A 19574-nucleotide genomic window follows, 5' to 3' on the forward strand; every position below is an offset into this window, starting at 1 on the left:
AATCTTGGGATTTATGCCAGGGAATAAATAATGAAAAGTAGCGTATTTCAAGATCAAAAGAAAGAGTTTGTTTGTCGCATCTCTTTGATGCTTTCGGATTTTTTCTGGTTAAACATCTCTTTAGGGCTTTCATTTTTAACCATCATGTTCTTCATTGGTGATTTGAATACCTTCATGCCACTGGTTCAGATGGACGTTCGTCTTCTGTCGCATCTTGTTCTGACAACATTATGTGTACTTTGGTTTGGCGTCCGTTTACGCCACTATGCACAGAAAAAACCATTCTGGTCTGAGTTGAAAGAAACACTGCGAACTATTGTCATTTTTTCCATTTTTGACCTCGCCTTGGTTGCATTCTCAAAATGGCACTTCTCTCGATATATTTGGGCCTATTGCTGGATATATGCCATCATTATGGTTCCGGTTTCACGAGAACTAACAAAAGTTTTGCTTAATAAACTTGGCTACTGGAAGAAGCGTACTGTCATATTAGGGTCTGGACGCAATGCCCGTGAGGCATATTTCGCACTCCAGAGCCATGAAGTATCCGGGTTTAAAATTGATGCCTTCTGCGATTTTGATGCAACAGCGGATACTCTGGAAGAGTGCCCTATTGTTAAAGATGAGAAGACCCTCTTAACTCACTACAATGCTTTTTCTACACAGTTCGTTGTCGCCTGTGATTTTGATGAAAAAGATAAATTTGAGAACTGGCTACGTTTCCTTGCCAGACATAAATGCCGTAATGTCATTATTATTCCTTCTCTGCGAGGATTCCCGCTTTACGGCACAAGCATGTCCTTCATTTTTAGCCATGAAGTCTTGCTGCTGCAGGTCCACAACAACCTCGCAAAACTGACATCACGTTTTATTAAACGTACTTTCGATATCGTTTGTACGTCAGCTATTCTCTTGCTTTCCTCCCCGCTGTTTGTATATCTTTGGTACAAAGTATCACGCGATGGCGGCCCGGCAATCTATGCCCACAGCAGGATAGGACGACGTGGAGAGTCATTTGACTGCTACAAATTCCGCTCTATGGATATTAACTCAAAAGAAATACTGGCGGAATTACTTGAGAATGATCCTGAAGCCCGTGCCGAATGGGAGAAAGACTTCAAACTCAAGAACGATCCACGTATTACGCCTATCGGCAGGTTTATTCGTAAAACAAGCCTTGATGAACTTCCACAGTTATTTAATGTGCTCAAAGGTGAGATGAGTCTTGTTGGTCCTCGCCCGGTAATTCAGGAAGAGTTAGAACGCTATGCGGATGATGTTGATTATTACCTGATGGTGAAGCCAGGTATGACGGGATTATGGCAGGTGAGTGGTCGTAATGATGTCGATTATACTACCCGTGTTTATTTTGATTCGTGGTATGTTAAAAACTGGTCACTATGGAATGATATCGTAATCTTGTTCAAAACAGTGAATGTTGTCCTGTTTAGAAAAGGTGCTTACTGATTTTAATAGTATCTTAGTTAATAAACGTAATGCTGTCTGTCTTAGCCAGAAATAGTGAAGGGAATATGAAAATACTCGTAACAGGTGGAGCAGGTTTTATCGGTTCTGCCGTCGTCCGTCATATTATTAACCATACGCAGGATACGGTCTGTGTTGTTGATTGTTTGACCTACGCGGGCAACCTTGAGTCCCTGGCATCCGTTGAAAAGAGTCCTCGCTATTCATTTTCGCGTACTGATATCACGGATGCTGTGGGTATTAGCGCTCTGTTCCGCGAGTTCAAGCCGGATGTTGTCATGCATCTGGCGGCAGAAAGCCATGTTGATCGTTCTATCGATGGTCCGGCTGCGTTTATCCAGACCAATGTGATAGGTACGTTCACGTTGCTTGAAGCCGCGCGCCAGCATTATTCAATTCTTGATGATAAGCAAAAAGCGGGATTCCGGTTCCATCATATTTCTACCGACGAAGTCTTTGGCGACCTTCACGACAATGAGGGCTTGTTCAATGAAGAGAGCGCATATGCGCCGAGCAGCCCGTACTCCGCCTCTAAAGCGGGAAGCGACCATTTAGCGCGAGCGTGGAACCGGACTTATGGTCTGCCTGTTATCGTCACAAACTGTTCCAATAACTATGGGCCATATCATTTCCCGGAAAAGCTGATCCCGCTGGTCATTCTAAACGCCTTAGCGGGAAAGCCGCTGCCGGTGTACGGTAACGGAGAACAGGTCCGCGACTGGTTGTACGTAGAGGATCATGCCCGAGCCTTGTACAAAGTGGCGACGGAAGGAAAAGCCGGCGAAACGTACTGTATAGGCGGCCACAATGAGCGTAGAAACATTGATGTTGTCAAAACAGTGTGTTCAATTCTCGATAGCATCATAGTGAACAAACCGGCCAATATAAACAGTTTTGCCGACCTGATTACCTTTGTGGAAGACCGACCGGGGCACGATCTTCGCTATGCGATTGATGCCAGTAAGATTGAACGCGATCTCGGATGGGTGCCTCAGGAAACGTTCGAAAGTGGTATTGAGAAGACTATCAAATGGTATCTCGCCAATGAAAGATGGTGGCAACGTGTGCTTGATGGCTCTTATGCCGGTGAACGACTCGGCCTGAATAAATAATCGAGGTATAAGTAATGAAAGGAATTGTTTTAGCAGGTGGGTCAGGCACGCGTCTTTATCCCATTACGCAAGGTGTATCGAAACAATTGCTCCCAATTTACGACAAACCGATGATTTTCTATCCCGTTTCTGTCCTTATGCTGGCCGGAATTCGCGATATTTTAATCATTACCACCCCGGAGGATATGCCCGCCTTTCAGCGTTTGATGAAAGACGGCTCCCAGTTCGGCGTGAATTTCACCTATGCAGTGCAACCCTCGCCCGATGGCCTGGCTCAGGCATTTATCATCGGTGAGAAGTTTGTGGGGAATGACCCCTGTGCTTTAGTTCTTGGCGACAATATCTTCTTTGGTCACGGTTTCAGTAAGAAACTGGAAGATGCGGCCAGTAAAACGACCGGGGCAACGGTGTTCGGTTATCAGGTCCAGGATCCTGAGCGATTCGGTGTCGTTGAGTTTGATGAGCATTACAAGGCCTTGTCTATAGAAGAAAAACCGCTGAAGCCAAAGTCTAACTGGGCGGTTACAGGGCTCTACTTTTACGATAACAACGTACTGGAGATGGCGAAAGAGGTGAAGCCTTCAGCGCGGGGTGAACTGGAAATTACGACCCTGAATCAAATGTATCTGCAGCGTGGAGAGCTGGACGTACAGCTTTTGGGACGTGGGTTTGCCTGGCTTGATACCGGGAACCACGACAGCCTGATAGAGGCTTCTCAATACATCCACACGATTGAAAAGCGGCAGGGAATGAAGGTGGCTTGCCTGGAAGAGATTGCGTTCCGTAAGAAATGGTTAACTGCAGAAGAGATCTCCGCTCAGGCAGAGAAACTCAAGAAAACGGCTTATGGTCAATATCTGGCGATGTTGATTAAAGAATAAAGGGTAATTGCTTACTTATTTACCCATTGCGTTTCGTTGCAAACGTAAGCGCACCAAAGGCTATCCACAAGTAGCTGGCTTGAGTTAACATCATAGATACATTCAAACTGCATTGCATCGCAGTGATTATCCCCAAGACAGGAGTATGTAATGTCCAAGCAACAGATCGGCGTTGTCGGTATGGCAGTGATGGGGCGCAACCTGGCGCTCAACATCGAAAGCCGCGGTTATACCGTCTCCGTATTCAACCGCTCCCGTGATAAGACCGAAGAAGTCATCGCTGAGAATCCAGGTAAGAAACTGGTTCCCTTCTATACGGTTAAAGAGTTCGTTGAGTCTCTGGAAACACCTCGTCGTATCCTGTTAATGGTGAAAGCGGGCGCAGGTACCGATGCAGCTATCGACTCCCTGAAACCTTATCTGGATAAAGGCGACATCATTATTGATGGAGGTAACACCTTCTTCCAGGACACCATTCGTCGTAACCGTGAGCTGTCTGCTGAAGGCTTCAACTTTATCGGCACCGGTGTTTCCGGTGGTGAAGAGGGTGCTCTGAAAGGCCCATCAATCATGCCTGGCGGCCAGAAAGATGCGTACGAACTGGTCGCGCCTATCCTGACCAAAATCGCAGCCGTCGCTGAAGATGGTGAGCCTTGTGTAACCTACATCGGTGCAGATGGTGCGGGTCACTATGTGAAAATGGTGCACAACGGCATCGAATACGGCGACATGCAGCTCATCGCTGAAGCTTACTCCCTGCTGAAAGGCGGCCTGAACCTTTCCAATGAAGAACTCGCTGAGACTTTCACCGAGTGGAACAAAGGCGAGCTGAACAGCTATCTGATCGACATCACCAAAGATATCTTCACGAAAAAAGATGAAGAGGGTAAATACCTGGTTGATGTGATTCTGGATGAAGCAGCAAACAAAGGTACCGGTAAATGGACCAGCCAGAGTTCTCTGGATCTGGGCGAACCGCTGTCTCTGATCACCGAATCCGTCTTCGCGCGTTACATCTCTTCCCTGAAAGAGCAGCGCGTCGCGGCATCTAAAGTTCTGTCTGGCCCACAGGCTAAACCAGCAGGTGACAAAGCCGAATTCGTTGAAAAAGTTCGTCGTGCACTGTACCTGGGTAAAATCGTTTCTTACGCGCAGGGCTTCTCTCAGCTGCGCGCGGCGTCAGACGAGAACAACTGGGATCTGAACTACGGTGAAATCGCGAAGATCTTCCGCGCGGGTTGCATCATTCGTGCGCAGTTCCTGCAGAAAATCACCGATGCCTATGCTGAAAATGCGGGTATCGCTAACCTGCTGCTGGCGCCGTACTTCAAGAAAATTGCGGACGAATATCAGCAGGCGCTGCGTGACGTGGTTGCCTACGCTGTCCAGAACGGTATTCCGGTTCCGACCTTCTCTGCTGCGGTGGCGTACTATGACAGCTACCGTGCTGCAGTATTGCCAGCGAACCTGATTCAGGCACAGCGTGATTACTTCGGTGCGCATACTTATAAACGCACCGATAAAGAAGGTGTATTCCATACCGAATGGCTGGATTAATCTGATTTAAAGCAGCCTGTTAAAAAAGCCCGGTGATGATCACCGGGCTTTTTTTATCACGTATAAGCCCATCTGGACTTGCTTTGTGCAGTGAATGTCTTTCAACCCCGTATAAACCACTGCATTTTCTCATTTCTGCAGCCAGGCATTCGCCTTGACAGCTACTCAACATAAGAGGTAAAAACCTCAACAGTTGTTTATTGCGGTGGCGTGCTTACGCCTCCTGAAACTTAAACTTGAAGAAGTTAAACGAATGAAAATAACTATCTCCGGAACAGGCTATGTAGGCCTATCAAACGGCATTCTGATCGCACAAAACCACGAAGTGGTGGCGTTGGATATCGTTCAGTCCAAAGTGGATATGCTTAATCAAAAGAAATCCCCGATTGTCGATAAAGAGATCCAGGAATATCTTGCTAATAAACCACTGAACTTCCGTGCAACGACTGACAAAGAAGATGCCTATCGCGACGCAGATTTCGTCATCATCGCCACTCCAACTGATTACGATCCTAAAACCAACTACTTTAATACCTCAACCGTAGAAGCGGTGATCAAAGACGTTGTCGCAATCAACCCAAAAGCGGTGATGATCATTAAGTCGACCATCCCAGTAGGCTTCACTAAATCTATTAAAGAAGAGTTGGGTATTGATAATGTCTTCTTTTCGCCAGAGTTTCTGCGCGAGGGCAGGGCGTTATACGATAATCTGCACCCCTCCCGTATTGTGATCGGTGAGCGCTCTGAGCGAGCGGAGCGGTTTGCCGCACTGCTGCAGGAAGGCGCAATCAAGAAAGATATTCCGGTACTGTTCACGGATTCCACCGAAGCGGAAGCGATCAAGCTGTTCGCCAACACCTATCTGGCAATGCGTGTGGCTTACTTCAATGAGCTGGACAGCTATGCAGAGAGTCTGGGCCTGAACACCCGCCAGATCATCGAAGGCGTGTGCCTTGACCCGCGTATTGGCAACCATTACAACAACCCGTCGTTTGGCTATGGCGGTTACTGCCTGCCAAAAGATACTAAGCAGCTGCTGGCAAACTATCAGGCGGTGCCAAACAACCTGATTTCCGCGATTGTGGATGCCAACCGCACGCGTAAAGACTTCATCTCTGATTCTATCCTTGCGCGTCAGCCGAAAGTGGTGGGTGTCTATCGTCTGATCATGAAGAGCGGCTCTGATAACTTCCGCGCGTCTTCCATTCAGGGGATCATGAAGCGTATTAAGGCGAAAGGCGTTCAGGTTATTATTTACGAACCTGCGATGCAGGAAGACGAGTTCTTCCACTCCCGTGTGGTTCGAGATCTGGATGCGTTCAAGCAGGAAGCGGACGTGATAATCTCTAACCGCATGGCGGAAGAACTGGCGGACGTGGCGGATAAAGTCTATACCCGCGATCTGTTCGGAAGTGATTGATTACTCTTAACGCACGTAAAAAACCCGGCCTGGTTGCCGGGTTTTTTTATTTTCAGACCTTGTAGAAAGCGCGATACCAGTCGACAAAGTTTTTTACCCCGTCTTTGACCGAGGTCTGCGGTTTAAAGCCTATAACGTCATACAAGGCTTTCGTATCCGCGCTGGTCTCCAGCACGTCACCCGGTTGAATCGGCATCATGTTTTTCTCCGCTTCTTTGCCGAGTGCCTCTTCCAGTGCCGTAATGTAATCCATCAGCTCAACTGGGGAGCTGTTACCAATATTGTAAACGCGATAAGGTGCGGAGCTGGTCGCCGGGGAACCGGTCTCGACGGTCCAATTAGCATCGGCCTGAGGAATCACATCCTGAAGACGGATGATCGCTTCAGCGATGTCGTCGATATAGGTAAAGTCACGTTTCATCTTGCCGTAGTTATAGACGTCGATGCTGTTCCCTTCAATCATCGCTTTGGTGAACTTAAACAGGGCCATATCCGGGCGTCCCCAGGGACCGTACACCGTAAAGAAGCGCAGACCGGTTGTCGGCAGGTTGTAGAGATGCGAGTAAGTGTGCGACATCAGCTCATTGGCTTTTTTGGTCGCCGCATAGAGTGAAACCGGATGATCCACTGAGTCATCAGTAGAGAACGGCATCTTACGGTTCAGACCATAAACGGAGCTGGAAGAAGCATACAAGAGGTGTTGAACCTTGTTATGACGACAGCCTTCCAGTACGTTGAGATGACCCACCAGGTTAGCATCTGCATAAGCGTGCGGATTTTCCAGCGAGTAGCGTACCCCCGCTTGTGCGGCCAGATGGATCACACGGTCAAATTTCTCGTTGGCGAAGAGCGCGGCCATGCCTTCACGGTCGGCCAAGTCCAGCTTTTGGAAGGTGAAATTATCGGATTTGAGCAGATCCAGACGCGCCAGCTTAAGGTTCACATCATAGTAGTCATTGAGATTATCAATCCCGACGACCTGGTGTCCGGCATCCAGCAAGCGTTTACTGACATGAGAACCGATAAACCCTGCCGCGCCCGTAACCAAAAATTTCATATCTTCCCTCATTACTTTTCTATCTTGTCGATGCCTGAGGCATCAGAATTGCTATATGATAGCGCGTTGACCGCGAGTTATATAACCCATCTTTCCGATATAACTCATCGGATTCTGATAGAAAAATCGCTGGCAACAGATACACTATGTAAACATGACTATTTTTGCCCTTTTTCATCTGTTAGGGATTGTATGACGCAGAACAACAATACTCCGGTTAATAGCAGTACTGTTCCGGAGCAAATTGATTTACTTGATTTAGTGCTACAGCTGTGGCGTGGAAAGTGGGTAATTGGCGCTTTTGTTGCTGTTTTTATCGTCCTGGCGGGTATTTATATTACAGTCGCAAAAGAGAAATGGACCTCTTCCGCGATCATTTCTCAGCCAGATGCGGCGCAGATTGCCACTTACGCCAATGCACTGAATATCCTGTACGGTAGCGCAGCACCTTCACTGCCGGACATCCAAAACCGTGCTATTAGCCGTTTCAATTCCTCATTTTCTGCTTTAGCGCAAGCGCTCGAAAACCAGGAAATACCAGAAAAGCTGACCATCGACGCTACCGTTAAGGGCCAGACGCTGCCGTTAAGCGTCTCCTATACCGCTGAGTCTGCGGAAGCTGCGCAAAAACAGCTGGCACAGTACATCCAGCAGATTGACAAGCAAACGGCGAAAGAGCTCGCTCTCGACCTTAACGACAACATTAAACAGCAGATCACCACGCTTAATGACTCACTGGAAAACCAGGAAAAAGTGGCTCAGGAGCAGAAGGATTTGCGTATCAAGCAAATCACTGAGGCGCTGAAAAACGCTGAGGCAGCGAAAATCAGCACGCCGCAGATTCAGCAAACCCAGGACGTAACGCAGGAAACCATGTTCCTTCTGGGAAGTGAAGCGCTTAAGTCGATGATCGATAACGAAGCGTCTCGTCCGCTGGTCTTCTCAGTTGCGTACTACCAGACCAAGCAGAACTTGCTGGATATTGAGAATCTCAACGTAAATCCGGAAACAATCCATGTTTATCGCTACGTGATGAAACCGGATCTCCCTGTTCGTCGTGACAGCCCGAAAAAAGCGATTGTACTGATTCTTGCCGTGCTGCTGGGTGGCATTATCGGTTCAGGTTTCGTACTGGGCCGCAACGCATTGCGTAGCTACAAACCAAAAGCCTGATTTGCAGATTAAAAAAAACCGGGGATTATCCCCGGTTTTTTTATTTGTGACGTTTGCGAAGATTTTCAATCACGGCCGTCAAATCCAGCTCTTGATCCTGCAGCAGCACCAGCAGGTGATACATTAAATCAGACGCTTCATTCGTCAGCTCCTCGCGGTCATGCACGGTTGCAGCCAGCGCGGTTTCAACGCCTTCTTCTCCTACCTTCTGTGCGATACGCTTGGTTCCGCTGGCGTACAGCTTGGCGGTATAGGAACTCTCAGGATCCGCCGTTTTACGCTCAGCAAGCAGCTGTTCCAGTTGATACAGGAATAACCACTGATGATTCGTCTCGCCGAAGCAGCTGCTGGTCCCTTTATGGCAGGTTGGGCCGATTGGGTTTGCCAGCACCAGCAGGGTGTCGTTATCGCAGTCGGGCGCTATGCTGACCACATTGAGGAAATGCCCTGAGGTTTCTCCTTTGGTCCACAGGCGCTGTTTCGTGCGGGAGTAGAAGGTCACTTTGCCGCTGTCGAGCGTTTTTGCCAGCGCGTCCTGGTTCATATACCCCAGCATCAGCACTTCGCCTGAGACGGCATGCTGGACCACCACCGGCAGTAATCCGTCCGTTTTTTCCCAGTCCAGCTGCGCCTGTTGTTGCTCTGTTAACATACCCTGATCTCCACGCCCTGGTCGGCCAGGTACGTTTTTAACTCACCAATATTAATAATCTGTTTGTGGAACACGGAAGCGGCCAGCGCACCGTCAACGTTGGCATCGCGGAAGGCTTCGAGGAAGTGTTCCATGGTGCCCGCGCCGCCGGAGGCAATCAGCGGAACGTGGCAGACCGCACGGACTTTTTTCAGCTGCTCGAGGTCATACCCGTTACGCACGCCGTCCTGGTTCATCATGTTGAGGACAATCTCGCCTGCGCCTCGCTTCTGCACTTCCTGCACCCAGTCGAGCGTTTCCCACTGCGTCACGCGCGTGCGGCTTTCATCTCCGGTGTACTGGTTGACGTGGTACTTGCCCGTTGCGGCGTCATACCAGGTGTCGATCCCAACCACAATACACTGTACGCCAAAACGATCGGCCAGGCGGGTGATCAGCTCCGGGTCGGCCAGGGCAGGGGAGTTGATAGAAATCTTGTCGGCACCAAAAGAGAGAATTTTGGCGGCGTCGTCAGCGGACTTAATCCCGCCCGCTACGCAGAATGGAATGTCGATCACTTCCGCCACGCGCGCTACCCAGCTTTTGTCGACCACGCGGCCATCGCTGGAAGCGGTGATATCATAAAAGACCAGCTCGTCTGCGCCTTCATCGGCATAGCGTTTTGCCAGCGGGACGATGTCGCCAATGATCTCGTGGTTGCGGAACTGCACGCCTTTCACGACCTGGCCGTCACGTACGTCAAGACAAGGAATTATCCGTTTTGCCAGCATTGAATCGCCTCCGTCACAGTAAATTTACCTTCCAGCAGGGCCCGGCCCACAATCACACCCTGTACACCGGTACCGCGCAGCGCGGCCACGTCGGCAATATCACCGATACCGCCAGAAGACTGGAACGCTACCTGCGGATAACGGGCACAGACCTCTTCATACAGAGAAACGTTGGAGCCCGCGAGCGTTCCGTCGCGGGAGATGTCCGTGCATAACACGTGCTTAAGACCAACCGGAAGATAGATATCAACCAGCTCTTCCAGCGTCACGCCGGAGTTTTCCTGCCAGCCGCTCACGGCAACCTGCTTGTTACCCTGTTCGTCAATACGCACGTCCAGCGCCAGCACCAGCGCATCTGCGCCAAAGCGGCGGAACCAGCCCTTCACCGTCTCAGGATCTTTCACGGCGGTTGAACCCACCACCACGCGGGCCACGCCAGCGTCCAGCAGCGCCGCAACGTCATCTTCCGTACGCACGCCGCCGCCGACCTGCACGGGCACATCAACACCGGCGACCAGATTTTTCAGCAGTGGGATCTGGCGTTTCGCCGGGTCTTTCGCGCCCGTCAAATCCACCAGGTGCAGCACCTGAGCACCCTGGGCGGCATAATCCTGCAGACGCGGCAGCGGATCGTTACCGTAGTCGCGCTGCTGGCCATAATCGCCCTGGTGGAGACGGACAACGGTGCCGTCAATTAAATCTAAAGCGGGAATAATCATCACATCTCCAGGAAGTTTTTCAACAGCTGCGCGCCTGCGGCGCCAGAGCGCTCCGGGTGAAACTGCACGCCGAAGAAATTGTCTTTCTGTACGGCTGCCGTAAACGCCTCGCCGTAGGTGCACTGGGCGATCGTATTCACGTTCACCGGCATGGCGTAGCTGTGCACGAAGTAGAAATACGCGCCGTCTTCGATGCCGCGAAACAGCCGATCGCCCGCTTTGGCATAAACGCGGTTCCAGCCCATATGCGGCAGAGGCAGGCCGTGGTCGGTCATTTTCGGCACGTCTTCGTCAATAATGCCCAGCAGGTCAACGCCGTTGCTCTCTTCGCTGCGGCGGCCCAGGATCTGCATGCCCAGGCAAATGCCCAGCACCGGCTGGGTACAGGCTTTGATCAGATCGACCAGCTCGCGTTCGCGAATCTGATCCATCGCGGCCTGCGCGGTTCCCACGCCCGGTAAAAAGAGTTTGTCGGCGCGCAGCACCACGTCCGGATCACGGCTCACCGCTGGCTCATAGCCGTGACGCGCAATCGCCGATTTCACGGAGTTCAGGTTGGCGCATCCGGTATCCAGAATCACCACGTTCATTACAGCACTCCTTTCGACGAGGGTAGGGCGTCACCTTCCACGCGAATCGCCTGGCGAAGGGTACGGCCAAAGGCTTTGAAGAGACTCTCCACGCGGTGGTGATCGTTCTTGCCCTTGGTCTTCAGGTGCAGCGTCAGGCCCATGGTGTAGGACAATGAGCGGAAGAAGTGCTCCACCATTTCGGTGCTCAGATCGCCCACGCGCTGATAGGTGAAATCGGCTTTATATTCCAGGTGCGGACGACCGGAGATGTCCATTGCGCAGCGCGCCAGACACTCGTCCATCGGCAGGACAAAGCCGAAACGGTTAATGCCGCGCTTATCGCCGAGCGCCAGCTTCAGGGCTTCGCCCAGCGCCAGGCCGGTATCTTCCACGGTGTGGTGATCGTCAATGTAAAGGTCGCCTTTTACCGCGATCTCCATGCGGAAGCCGCCGTGGGTGGCAATCTGGTCCAGCATGTGGTCGAAGAAGCCGACGCCGGTGTGGATCTTGCTGCCGCCTTCACGGTCCAGCCAGACCTTCACATCAATCTGCGTCTCTTTGGTGTTGCGCTCAACGTGGGAATAGCGGTTGCGTTTTGTCAGCTGCTCGCCAATCTTCGCCCAGTTAAGGTTGTTGCGGTCGTAGCGCAGCCCCGCGATGCCCATGTTTTCCGCCAGCGTAATATCGGTGATGCGATCGCCGATGACATAGCTGTTGGTTTTATCCAGCGCATCTTCAGCCAGGTAACGCTCTACCAGCTTCACCTTTGGCTTACGGCAGTCACACTCGTCGGCCGGCATGTGTGGGCAAATCAGCACCTCATCAAATACCACGCCCTGAGAGGTCAGCACCTGCATCATCAGATTATGCGGGCCGTCAAAGTCTGCCTGCGGGAAGCTGTCGGTACCCAGACCGTCCTGGTTGGTGATCATCACCAGCTTAAAGCCTGCTTTTTGCAGATTAAGCAGCACCGGGATCACGTCCGGTTCAAAAGCCAGCTTGTCGAATCGATCGACCTGAAAATCGGCTGGTGGCTCCGAAATAAGGGTGCCGTCACGATCGATAAAAAGGATCTTCTGGGTCATACTTTCTCCGCTTTCAGGGCGTCAATCACGCGCTGGCTCTCTGCACGGGTGCCTACGGTAATGCGCAGGCATCCGCTCAGAGAAGGTTGTTTATTCTGGTCTCGTAAGATAATGCCCTGATCCCACAAAGATTTAAATACGGCACTGGAGGCGGTGAAGCGCACCAGGATGTAGTTAGTTTCCGAGTCGAACACCTGCTCTACGCAGGAAATATCCTTCAGGGCGGTCACCAGATACTGACGTTCCTCCAGGATTTGCGCCACGCGCTCGCGCATCGCGTTGATTCCCTGAGGCGTCAGGGCCTGTGCCGCAATATCGGCAACCGGCGTCGAGAGCGGGTACGGGGCGATCACTTTCAGCAGCAGGTCGATGACCTCTTTATTCGCCAGGGTGAATCCGCAGCGTAGACCCGCGAGGGCAAAGGCTTTAGACAGCGTACGCAGTACCACCAGGTGCGGGTACTCTTCCAGCCAGCCTGCCAGCGTCGCCTGCGGGCAGAATTCGATGTAGGCTTCGTCGGCCACCACCAGGGCTTTACCGCGCGTCATCTCCAGCAGGGTACGGATATCCTGCGGGTTGATAATCTGTCCGGTCGGGTTGTTCGGGCTACAGACAAAGACGACTTTTACGCCTTCGAGATTGTCGGCAATGCCCTGCAAATCGAGCTGCCAGTTCTCCAGCGCCTGCACGTTGCGGCACGCCACGCCGAAGGTTTCCGCGCTGACGCTGTACATGCCGTAGGTCGGCTGGCAGTACATCACCGCATCTTTGCCCGGCTCGCAGAAGGCGCGGATCAGCAGTTCAATACCCTCATCCGCGCCGCGGCTGACCAGCACCTGCTCCGGCTTCACGCCCGCGTACTGCGCGTAGTTTTCAATCACCGCTTTCGGCTGACACTCCGGATAGCGGTTCAGCGTCTGCTGCGACAGCTCAAAATGCACCGCAGTCGGGAATTCGTTGGCATTCAGCCAGACATCCCCTTTGCCGCCGAGACGACGCGCAGACTGGTAAGGCGTCAGGCGACGGACATTTTCGCGGGCTAACTCTTCAATGTTCATGCTTGCTCCTTCAGGGCTGCAACGCGCAGCGTAACGGCATTTTTGTGGGCGGTCAGTCGCTCGGCGGCAGCCAGGGTTTCAATAGTCGAAGCCAGTGACGCAAATCCTTCGCGGGAGAGTTCCTGCACGGTCATGCGTTTCTGGAAATCCGCCAGGCCCAGGCTGGAACAGGTAGAGGTATAGCCATACGTCGGCAGAACGTGGTTGGTGCCGGAGGCATAATCCCCTGCGGACTCCGGTGACCAGTCGCCGAGGAACACCGAGCCCGCGCTGGTAATGCTGTCGACCAGATCGCGCGCGCTGCGGGTCTGAATAATCAGGTGCTCGGGGCCGTACTGGTTGGAGATGGCAATGCACTGGTCCAGATCGCGCGCCACAATCAGGCGGCTGGCCGCTAACGCCTGGCGTGCCGTGTCGGCGCGGGGCAGGTCGGCAAGCTGACGCTCCACGGCTTCGCCCACGCGTTTCGCCATATCGGCATCCGGCGTCAGCAGGATGACCTGCGAGTCCGGGCCGTGTTCCGCCTGAGAAAGCAGGTCGGAGGCGACGAAGTCCGGCGTTGCGCCGCTGTCGGCAATCACCAGCACTTCAGACGGTCCGGCAGGCATGTCAATTGCCGCGCCGTCCAGACGCTGGCTGACCTGGCGCTTGGCTTCGGTCACGTATGCATTACCCGGGCCAAAAATTTTGTCGACCTTCGGAATGGATTCCGTACCGAACGCCAGGGCTGAAATCGCCTGCGCGCCGCCCACTTTATATACCGCCTGCACGCCGCACAGCTTCGCCGCATAAAGGATCTCGTCGGCAATCGGTGGCGGAGAGCAAAGTACCACTTTCTGACACCCGGCAATGCGTGCGGGAGTCGCCAGCATCAGTACGGTGGAGAAAAGCGGGGCAGAGCCGCCTGGAATATAGAGGCCGACGGATGCAACCGGGCGCGTGACCTGCTGGCAACGCACGCCGGGTACGGTTTCGACATCCACGGTCTGCAGCTTTTGCGCGGTGTGGAAGGTATCAATGTTTTTCACCGCGACGGCCATCGCCTGCTTGATGTCGTCACCCAGGCGATTACTGGCGTCAATGATTTCCTGCTCGGTAACCTGCAATGCGCCGACTTCCGTCTTATCAAATTTTGCGCTGTATTCACGCAGCGCGTCATCGCCACGGGCTTTGACGTTGTCCAGGATCTCCGCCACGATGCGTGAGATGCTTTCGGAGGCGGAAATCGCCGGGCGCATCAGCAGCTCGCGCTGCTGTGCGTCGCTACAGTTATTCCAGTCGATGATTGTGTTAAAGCTCATGGCCATTACTCCATCATCTTCTCAATAGGCAGCACCAGGATGGAGCTTGCGCCCAGCGCCTTCAGTTTTTCCATGGTTTCCCAGAACAGGGTTTCGCTGCTCACCATGTGCATCGCCACGCGCTGCTGATCGCCCGCCAGCGGCAGGATGGTTGGGCGCTCGGCGCCCGGCAGCAGGGCAATCACTTCATCCAGACGCTCGGTTGGGGCGTGCATCATGATGTATTTGGACTCACGCGCCTGAATCACGCCCTGAATACGGGTCAGCAGTTTGTCGATCAGCTGCTGTTTGGCGTCGGCCATGTCGCCGTCGCGCTGAATCAGGCACGCTTTAGAGCGGTAGATCACCTCTACTTCGCGCAGACCGTTCGCTTCCAGCGTCGCGCCGGTAGAGACGAGGTCACAGATGGCGTCCGCCAGACCCGCACGCGGTGCCACTTCAACAGAGCCGTTCAGCAGGCAGGATTTAAACTGCACGCCTTTCTGGTCGAGATAACGCTTTAACAGGTGAGGGTAAGAGGTGGCGATACGTTTGCCGTTCAGCGCGGCCGGTCCGTCCCACGCTTCATCAACCGGCGTTGCCAGCGACAGGCGGCAGCCGCCGAAGTCCAGACGACGCAGGGTGAAGTAACGCGGATCTTCGCCCTGCGCGCGGCGGGTCAGCAGCTCTTCTTCCAGCACGTTTTCACCGATGATGCCGAGGTCAACGACGCCGTCCATAACCAGGCCGGGAATATCGTCATCACGCACGCGCAGAATGTCGATGGGCATGTTTTCAGCCAGAGCAATCAGGCGCTGCGTGTGCAGGTTAATTTTAATCCCGCAGCGGGCCAGCAGTTCGCGTGAGTCATCGCTCAAACGGCCTGATTTTTGAATAGCTATGCGTAAGCGTGAGTTATCTAACATTCTTTATTCCTCGTTAACCTGTTTTAACCTGTCTGAATTCGGTCCAAAAAAAAGCCCCCGGAAGAAGATCTTCCGGGGGCTTTCTCATGCGTTCATGCACCACTGGAAGATCCAAACGTCTTCCAGCACACATCGCCTGAAAGACTAGTCAGGATGATGGTGATGATGGTGGTGTTTAAATTGAACGCGTGTCATATAAATTCTCGATGAATGCTTATTCATTTGATGTCTTTTAACCTAAACCAGTTGTACGACATATTGCAAGGGCTTTTTTTGATCATTAATTCATTTCATATTGATGCTATGAATTGTGTGTTCTGCCGGGCTGGCGTAGCCTTATAAAAGACGAGTGAGAGTCAGGAGAATTCGCATGAAAAAGGTCGCGATTGTCGGTTTAGGATGGCTGGGAATGCCGCTGGCGATGTCATTAGCCGCAAAAGGCTGGCAGGTGACCGGGAGCAAAACCACGGCGGATGGGGTAGAGGCAGCGCGCATGTGCGGTATTGATGGCGTTGAACTGCGTCTTGAACCGGAGCTGGTGTGTGATGCTGACGATCTGGACACGCTGATGAACGTCGATGCGCTGGTGATTACGCTACCCGCGCGGCGCAGCGGGCCGGGCGAGTCTTTTTATCTGCAGGCGATGCAGGAGATCGTCGACAGCGCGCTGGCGCACCATGTTCCGCGCATCATTTTTACCAGCTCGACGTCGATCTATGGCGAGGTTGAGGGCGTGGTGAAAGAGAGTTCCGAGCGCCGTCCCGTGACGGCGAGCGGTCAGGTTCTGAAGGAGCTGGAAGACTGGCTGCATCATCTTCCCGGCACGCAGGTCGATATCGTACGTCTGGCGGGGCTGGTAGGCCCTGGCCGCCATCCGGGACGCTTTTTTGCCGGGAAATCTGCGCCAGACGGACAGCATGTCGTCAATCTTGTACATCTTGACGATGTTGTTGGCGCGATTGAGCTACTCTTACAGGCTCCGAAAGGTGGACACATCTATAATATATGTGCACCGTCTCATCCGGCGCGCAGCACGTTTTACCCGCTGATGGCACGTCAGCTGGGCCTGGCGGCGCCGGTTTTCGGTGAGGCAAAGGATGACAGTAAAGGCAAAATTGTTGATGGCAATCGCATTTGTCATGAGCTGGGGTTTGAGTATCAGTATCCCGATCCGCTGGTGATGCCCATGGAATAAGTCCCGCAGCGGAGACCATCGCACACCGAAAGGGGGCGAGCATGAAACCGCTGCTGGATGTTCTTATTATTCTGGATGCACTGGAAAAAGAGGGGAGCTTTGCCGCGGCGTCGGCAAAGCTCTACAAAACCCCGTCTGCGTTGAGCTATACTGTTCAAAAACTGGAAAGCGATCTCAATATCCAGATCCTCGATCGCACAGGACACCGCGCCCGTTTTACCCGTACCGGACAGATGCTGCTGGAAAAAGGCCGCGAAGTCCTCCATACCGTCCGTGAACTCGAAAAACAGGCCGTAAAACTCCATCAGGGGTGGGAAAACGAGCTGATCATTGGCGTGGATGATACCTTTCCGTTTTCTCTCCTGACGCCCCTGATTGAGGCCTTTTATCAACATCACAGCGTGACCCGGCTTATTTTTATCAACGGCGTGCTGGGGGGCTCCTGGGATGCCTTAACGCAGGGCAGGGCGGATATTTTTGTCGGTGCACTCCATGAGCCTCCCCAGTTGAGCGAGTTTGGTTTTGCCCGGCTGGGCGTGCTGGAGCAGGTGTTTGCCGTAGCGCCTCATCATCCTCTGGCTCAGGAGCCAGAACCTATTAACCGTCGCGTGATTAAAGGCTACCGCGCCATCGTGGTCGGAGACAGCTCTCGTCCGGAATGTTCGGTCTCCTCGCAGCTGCTTGATGAGCAGGAGGCCATTACCGTTTTCGACTTTAAAACCAAGCTGGAACTGCAAATAAGCGGTCTGGGCTGCGGTTTTTTACCCCGCTATCTGGCGCAGCGGTTTATTGACAACGGTGCGCTTGTTGAAAAACAGGTACTTGCTCAAAGCAGTAATGAATCGGTGTGGGTAGGCTGGAATGAACAAACTGCAGGGCTGGCCAGCGCATGGTGGCGAGACGAGATTTTAGCAAATAGTGCTATCGCCGCCGTTTACTCTCAGCCCGGCGTCCAGAAATCAGCCATTTAGCAAAAAGAAAATTGTCCCGTGCTTTGCAAAGTATTGCCTTTTGTATCCGATGTGGGGCAAAATGCCGCCGCTGCAACCAAATGAATAATCGACGATATAAAAGGCGTCGGTTATTTTTTTTTGCATGTACGAAACGAAACTAAAAACCAAGAGGCCGGGCTTCGTACCGGATAGATATTTACTAAAATCCGACAGTTGTTGTCGCTGAGGAAGAAAGAAATGGGGCAATTTTTCGCTTACGTGGCGGTTATCACCTTCAAGGAGAATAACTATGTCGCATAACGCAACTCCAAACACCTCTCGCGTGGAATTACGTAAAACGCTTACGTTGATTCCGGTTGTTATGATGGGCCTCGCCTATATGCAACCGATGACGCTGTTCGATACATTCGGTATCGTATCGGGCCTCACAGACGGTCACGTGGCAACGGCGTACGCCTTTGCGCTGGTCGCCATTCTCTTTACTGCGCTGAGCTACGGTAAACTGGTTCGCCGTTTCCCGTCTGCAGGCTCTGCCTACACCTATGCCCAAAAATCCATCAGCCCGGCGGTTGGCTTTATGGTGGGCTGGTCATCTCTGCTGGACTATCTGTTCATGCCGATGATCAACATTCTGCTGGCAAAAATTTACTTTGAAGCGCTGGTGCCTTCTGTTCCATCGTGGATCTTCGTTGTCGCGCTGGTGGCCTTTATGACCATCTCTAACCTGCGCAGCATCAAGACCGTGGCGAACTTCAACACCCTGATTGTTATTCTGCAGATGGGTATTGTGGCGGTTATCGTTGGCCTGATCATCTACGGTGTTTCTCACGGTGAAGGTGCAGGTACGCTGACCAGCACGCGTCCATTCTGGTCTGAAGGTGCGCACGTTGTGCCGATGATTACCGGTGCGACAATTCTGTGCTTCTCGTTCCTGGGCTTTGACGGTATCTCTTCTCTGTCCGAAGAGACCAAAGATGCTGAGCGCGTGATCCCGAAAGCGATTTTCCTGACCGCGCTGATTGGCGGCCTGATCTTTATCGGAGCTTCCTACTTCCTGCAGCTGTACTTCCCGGACATCTCTCGCTTTAAAGATCCGGATGCGTCACAGCCTGAAATCATGCTGTATGTTGCGGGTAAAACCTTCCAGTGGGGCGTGCTGATCTTCTCCAGCGTGACCGTACTGGCGTCCGGCATGGCGGCACACGCAGGCGTTTCTCGTCTGATGTACGTGATGGGCCGTGACGGCGTATTCCCGACCCGTTTCTTCGGCTACGTTCATCCGAAATGGCGTACTCCGGCGTGGAACGTGCTGCTGGTTGGCGCTATTGCCCTGCTGGCGATTAAATTCGACCTGGTGACGGCGACCGCGCTGATCAACTTCGGTGCGCTGGTGGCGTTCACCTTCGTTAACCTCTCCGTGATCTCGCAGTTCTGGATCCGTGAGAAGCGCAACAAAACGCTGAAAGACCACTTCAACTATCTGGTGCTGCCAGTGTGTGGTGCCCTGACCGTGGGCGCGCTGTGGATTAACCTGGAAGAGAGCTCTATGGTTCTGGGTCTGATCTGGGGTGCTATCGGTTTGGTTTACCTGGCCTGCGTCACCAAGAGCTTCCGTAACCCGGTTCCTCAGTACGAAGACGTCGCGTAATTCCGTGTCGGGTGGCGGCTACGCCTTACCC

Annotated in this window: 20 protein-coding genes and 1 other annotated feature; of the genes, 10 read left to right on the forward strand and 10 right to left on the reverse strand. The window is 52.7% G+C overall.

Annotated elements, in window-relative coordinates:
- The first annotated feature begins 30 nt into the window (after positions 1–30).
- The 5 genes from wbaP (at position 31) to ugd (ending at position 6455) form a co-directional block, all read left to right on the forward strand.
- On the forward strand, positions 31–1467 hold the full coding sequence (wbaP, locus tag V4835_RS08770; protein ID WP_331411952.1) for an undecaprenyl-phosphate galactose phosphotransferase WbaP: 1437 nt from the start codon (positions 31–33) through the stop codon (positions 1465–1467).
- 65 nt (positions 1468–1532) lie between these two features.
- Complete coding sequence (rfbB, locus tag V4835_RS08775) at positions 1533–2597, forward strand: dTDP-glucose 4,6-dehydratase (RefSeq protein WP_331411953.1); 1065 nt, start codon at positions 1533–1535, stop codon at positions 2595–2597.
- A gap of 14 nt (positions 2598–2611) precedes the next feature.
- Positions 2612–3478 carry a glucose-1-phosphate thymidylyltransferase RfbA gene (gene rfbA, locus V4835_RS08780; protein ID WP_331411954.1) on the forward strand — a complete coding sequence of 289 codons (867 nt, stop codon included), beginning with the start codon at positions 2612–2614 and terminating at the stop codon, positions 3476–3478.
- 150 nt (positions 3479–3628) lie between these two features.
- Positions 3629–5035 carry an NADP-dependent phosphogluconate dehydrogenase gene (gndA, locus tag V4835_RS08785; RefSeq protein ID WP_023336249.1) on the forward strand — a complete coding sequence of 469 codons (1407 nt, stop codon included), beginning with the start codon at positions 3629–3631 and terminating at the stop codon, positions 5033–5035.
- A gap of 253 nt (positions 5036–5288) precedes the next feature.
- Positions 5289–6455, forward strand: a complete 1167-nt coding sequence (ugd, locus tag V4835_RS08790) for a UDP-glucose 6-dehydrogenase (protein ID WP_023336248.1) — start codon at positions 5289–5291, stop codon at positions 6453–6455.
- A gap of 52 nt (positions 6456–6507) precedes the next feature.
- Here ugd and V4835_RS08795 read toward each other — a convergent pair whose 3' ends face one another.
- Complete coding sequence (locus V4835_RS08795) at positions 6508–7512, reverse strand: NAD-dependent epimerase (RefSeq protein ID WP_331411955.1); 1005 nt, start codon at positions 7510–7512, stop codon at positions 6508–6510.
- Between the two features lie 192 nt (positions 7513–7704).
- On the opposite strand from V4835_RS08795, the gene wzzB reads away from it, so the two are divergent.
- Entirely contained in the window at positions 7705–8685 is a 981-nt protein-coding gene (gene wzzB, locus V4835_RS08800; RefSeq protein WP_331414103.1) for an LPS O-antigen chain length determinant protein WzzB, read from the forward strand.
- Between the two features lie 40 nt (positions 8686–8725).
- Here the strand turns inward: wzzB and hisIE are convergent, their stop codons facing one another.
- From hisIE to hisL, 9 genes are all read right to left on the reverse strand, one after another.
- Positions 8726–9337 (reverse strand): bifunctional phosphoribosyl-AMP cyclohydrolase/phosphoribosyl-ATP diphosphatase HisIE, encoded by a 612-nt coding sequence (hisIE, locus tag V4835_RS08805; protein ID WP_331411956.1) that lies wholly within the window; start codon positions 9335–9337, stop codon positions 8726–8728.
- Complete coding sequence (gene hisF / locus V4835_RS08810) at positions 9331–10107, reverse strand: imidazole glycerol phosphate synthase subunit HisF (protein WP_023330862.1); 777 nt, start codon at positions 10105–10107, stop codon at positions 9331–9333. The genes hisIE and hisF overlap by 7 nt, the downstream gene beginning before the upstream one ends.
- The gene (gene hisA / locus V4835_RS08815) at positions 10089–10826 is read right to left on the reverse strand and encodes a 1-(5-phosphoribosyl)-5-[(5-phosphoribosylamino)methylideneamino]imidazole-4-carboxamide isomerase (RefSeq protein ID WP_193939492.1); all 738 of its coding nucleotides are present in this window, start codon (positions 10824–10826) and stop codon (positions 10089–10091) included. The genes hisF and hisA overlap by 19 nt, the downstream gene beginning before the upstream one ends.
- Positions 10826–11416 carry an imidazole glycerol phosphate synthase subunit HisH gene (hisH, locus tag V4835_RS08820; protein WP_023336242.1) on the reverse strand — a complete coding sequence of 197 codons (591 nt, stop codon included), beginning with the start codon at positions 11414–11416 and terminating at the stop codon, positions 10826–10828. The genes hisA and hisH overlap by 1 nt, the downstream gene beginning before the upstream one ends.
- Entirely contained in the window at positions 11416–12483 is a 1068-nt protein-coding gene (gene hisB / locus V4835_RS08825) for a bifunctional histidinol-phosphatase/imidazoleglycerol-phosphate dehydratase HisB (protein ID WP_331411957.1), read from the reverse strand. Before hisB ends, hisH begins: the two co-directional genes overlap by 1 nt.
- Positions 12480–13541: a histidinol-phosphate transaminase gene (gene hisC, locus V4835_RS08830; RefSeq protein WP_331411958.1), complete on the reverse strand. Its 1062-nt coding sequence runs from the start codon at positions 13539–13541 to the stop codon at positions 12480–12482. Before hisC ends, hisB begins: the two co-directional genes overlap by 4 nt.
- Positions 13538–14842 (reverse strand): histidinol dehydrogenase, encoded by a 1305-nt coding sequence (hisD, locus tag V4835_RS08835; protein ID WP_331411959.1) that lies wholly within the window; start codon positions 14840–14842, stop codon positions 13538–13540. The genes hisC and hisD overlap by 4 nt, the downstream gene beginning before the upstream one ends.
- A 5-nt stretch (positions 14843–14847) precedes the next feature.
- Positions 14848–15747 (reverse strand): ATP phosphoribosyltransferase, encoded by a 900-nt coding sequence (hisG, locus tag V4835_RS08840; protein ID WP_028018500.1) that lies wholly within the window; start codon positions 15745–15747, stop codon positions 14848–14850.
- 45 nt (positions 15748–15792) lie between these two features.
- Positions 15793–15916, reverse strand: a sequence feature (His leader region).
- Positions 15892–15942, reverse strand: a complete 51-nt coding sequence (gene hisL, locus V4835_RS08845) for a his operon leader peptide (RefSeq protein WP_001364200.1) — start codon at positions 15940–15942, stop codon at positions 15892–15894. (Overlaps the previous feature by 25 nt.)
- A gap of 175 nt (positions 15943–16117) precedes the next feature.
- On the opposite strand from hisL, the gene V4835_RS08850 reads away from it, so the two are divergent.
- The 4 genes from V4835_RS08850 (at position 16118) to V4835_RS08860 (ending at position 19543) form a co-directional block, all read left to right on the forward strand.
- Positions 16118–16942, forward strand: a complete 825-nt coding sequence (locus V4835_RS08850; RefSeq protein WP_331411960.1) for an SDR family oxidoreductase — start codon at positions 16118–16120, stop codon at positions 16940–16942.
- 41 nt (positions 16943–16983) lie between these two features.
- On the forward strand, positions 16984–17913 hold the full coding sequence (locus tag V4835_RS08855; protein ID WP_331411961.1) for a LysR substrate-binding domain-containing protein: 930 nt from the start codon (positions 16984–16986) through the stop codon (positions 17911–17913).
- Between the two features lie 219 nt (positions 17914–18132).
- Positions 18133–18195 carry a membrane protein YoeI gene (yoeI, locus tag V4835_RS24370; protein WP_154816137.1) on the forward strand — a complete coding sequence of 21 codons (63 nt, stop codon included), beginning with the start codon at positions 18133–18135 and terminating at the stop codon, positions 18193–18195.
- Complete coding sequence (locus tag V4835_RS08860) at positions 18185–19543, forward strand: APC family permease (RefSeq protein WP_023336236.1); 1359 nt, start codon at positions 18185–18187, stop codon at positions 19541–19543. Before yoeI ends, V4835_RS08860 begins: the two co-directional genes overlap by 11 nt.
- The last annotated feature ends 31 nt before the right edge of the window (positions 19544–19574 follow it).

Source organism: Enterobacter cloacae complex sp. CARB60 (assembly GCF_036487345.1).
Classification (GTDB): Bacteria; Pseudomonadota; Gammaproteobacteria; order Enterobacterales; family Enterobacteriaceae; genus Enterobacter; species Enterobacter asburiae_D.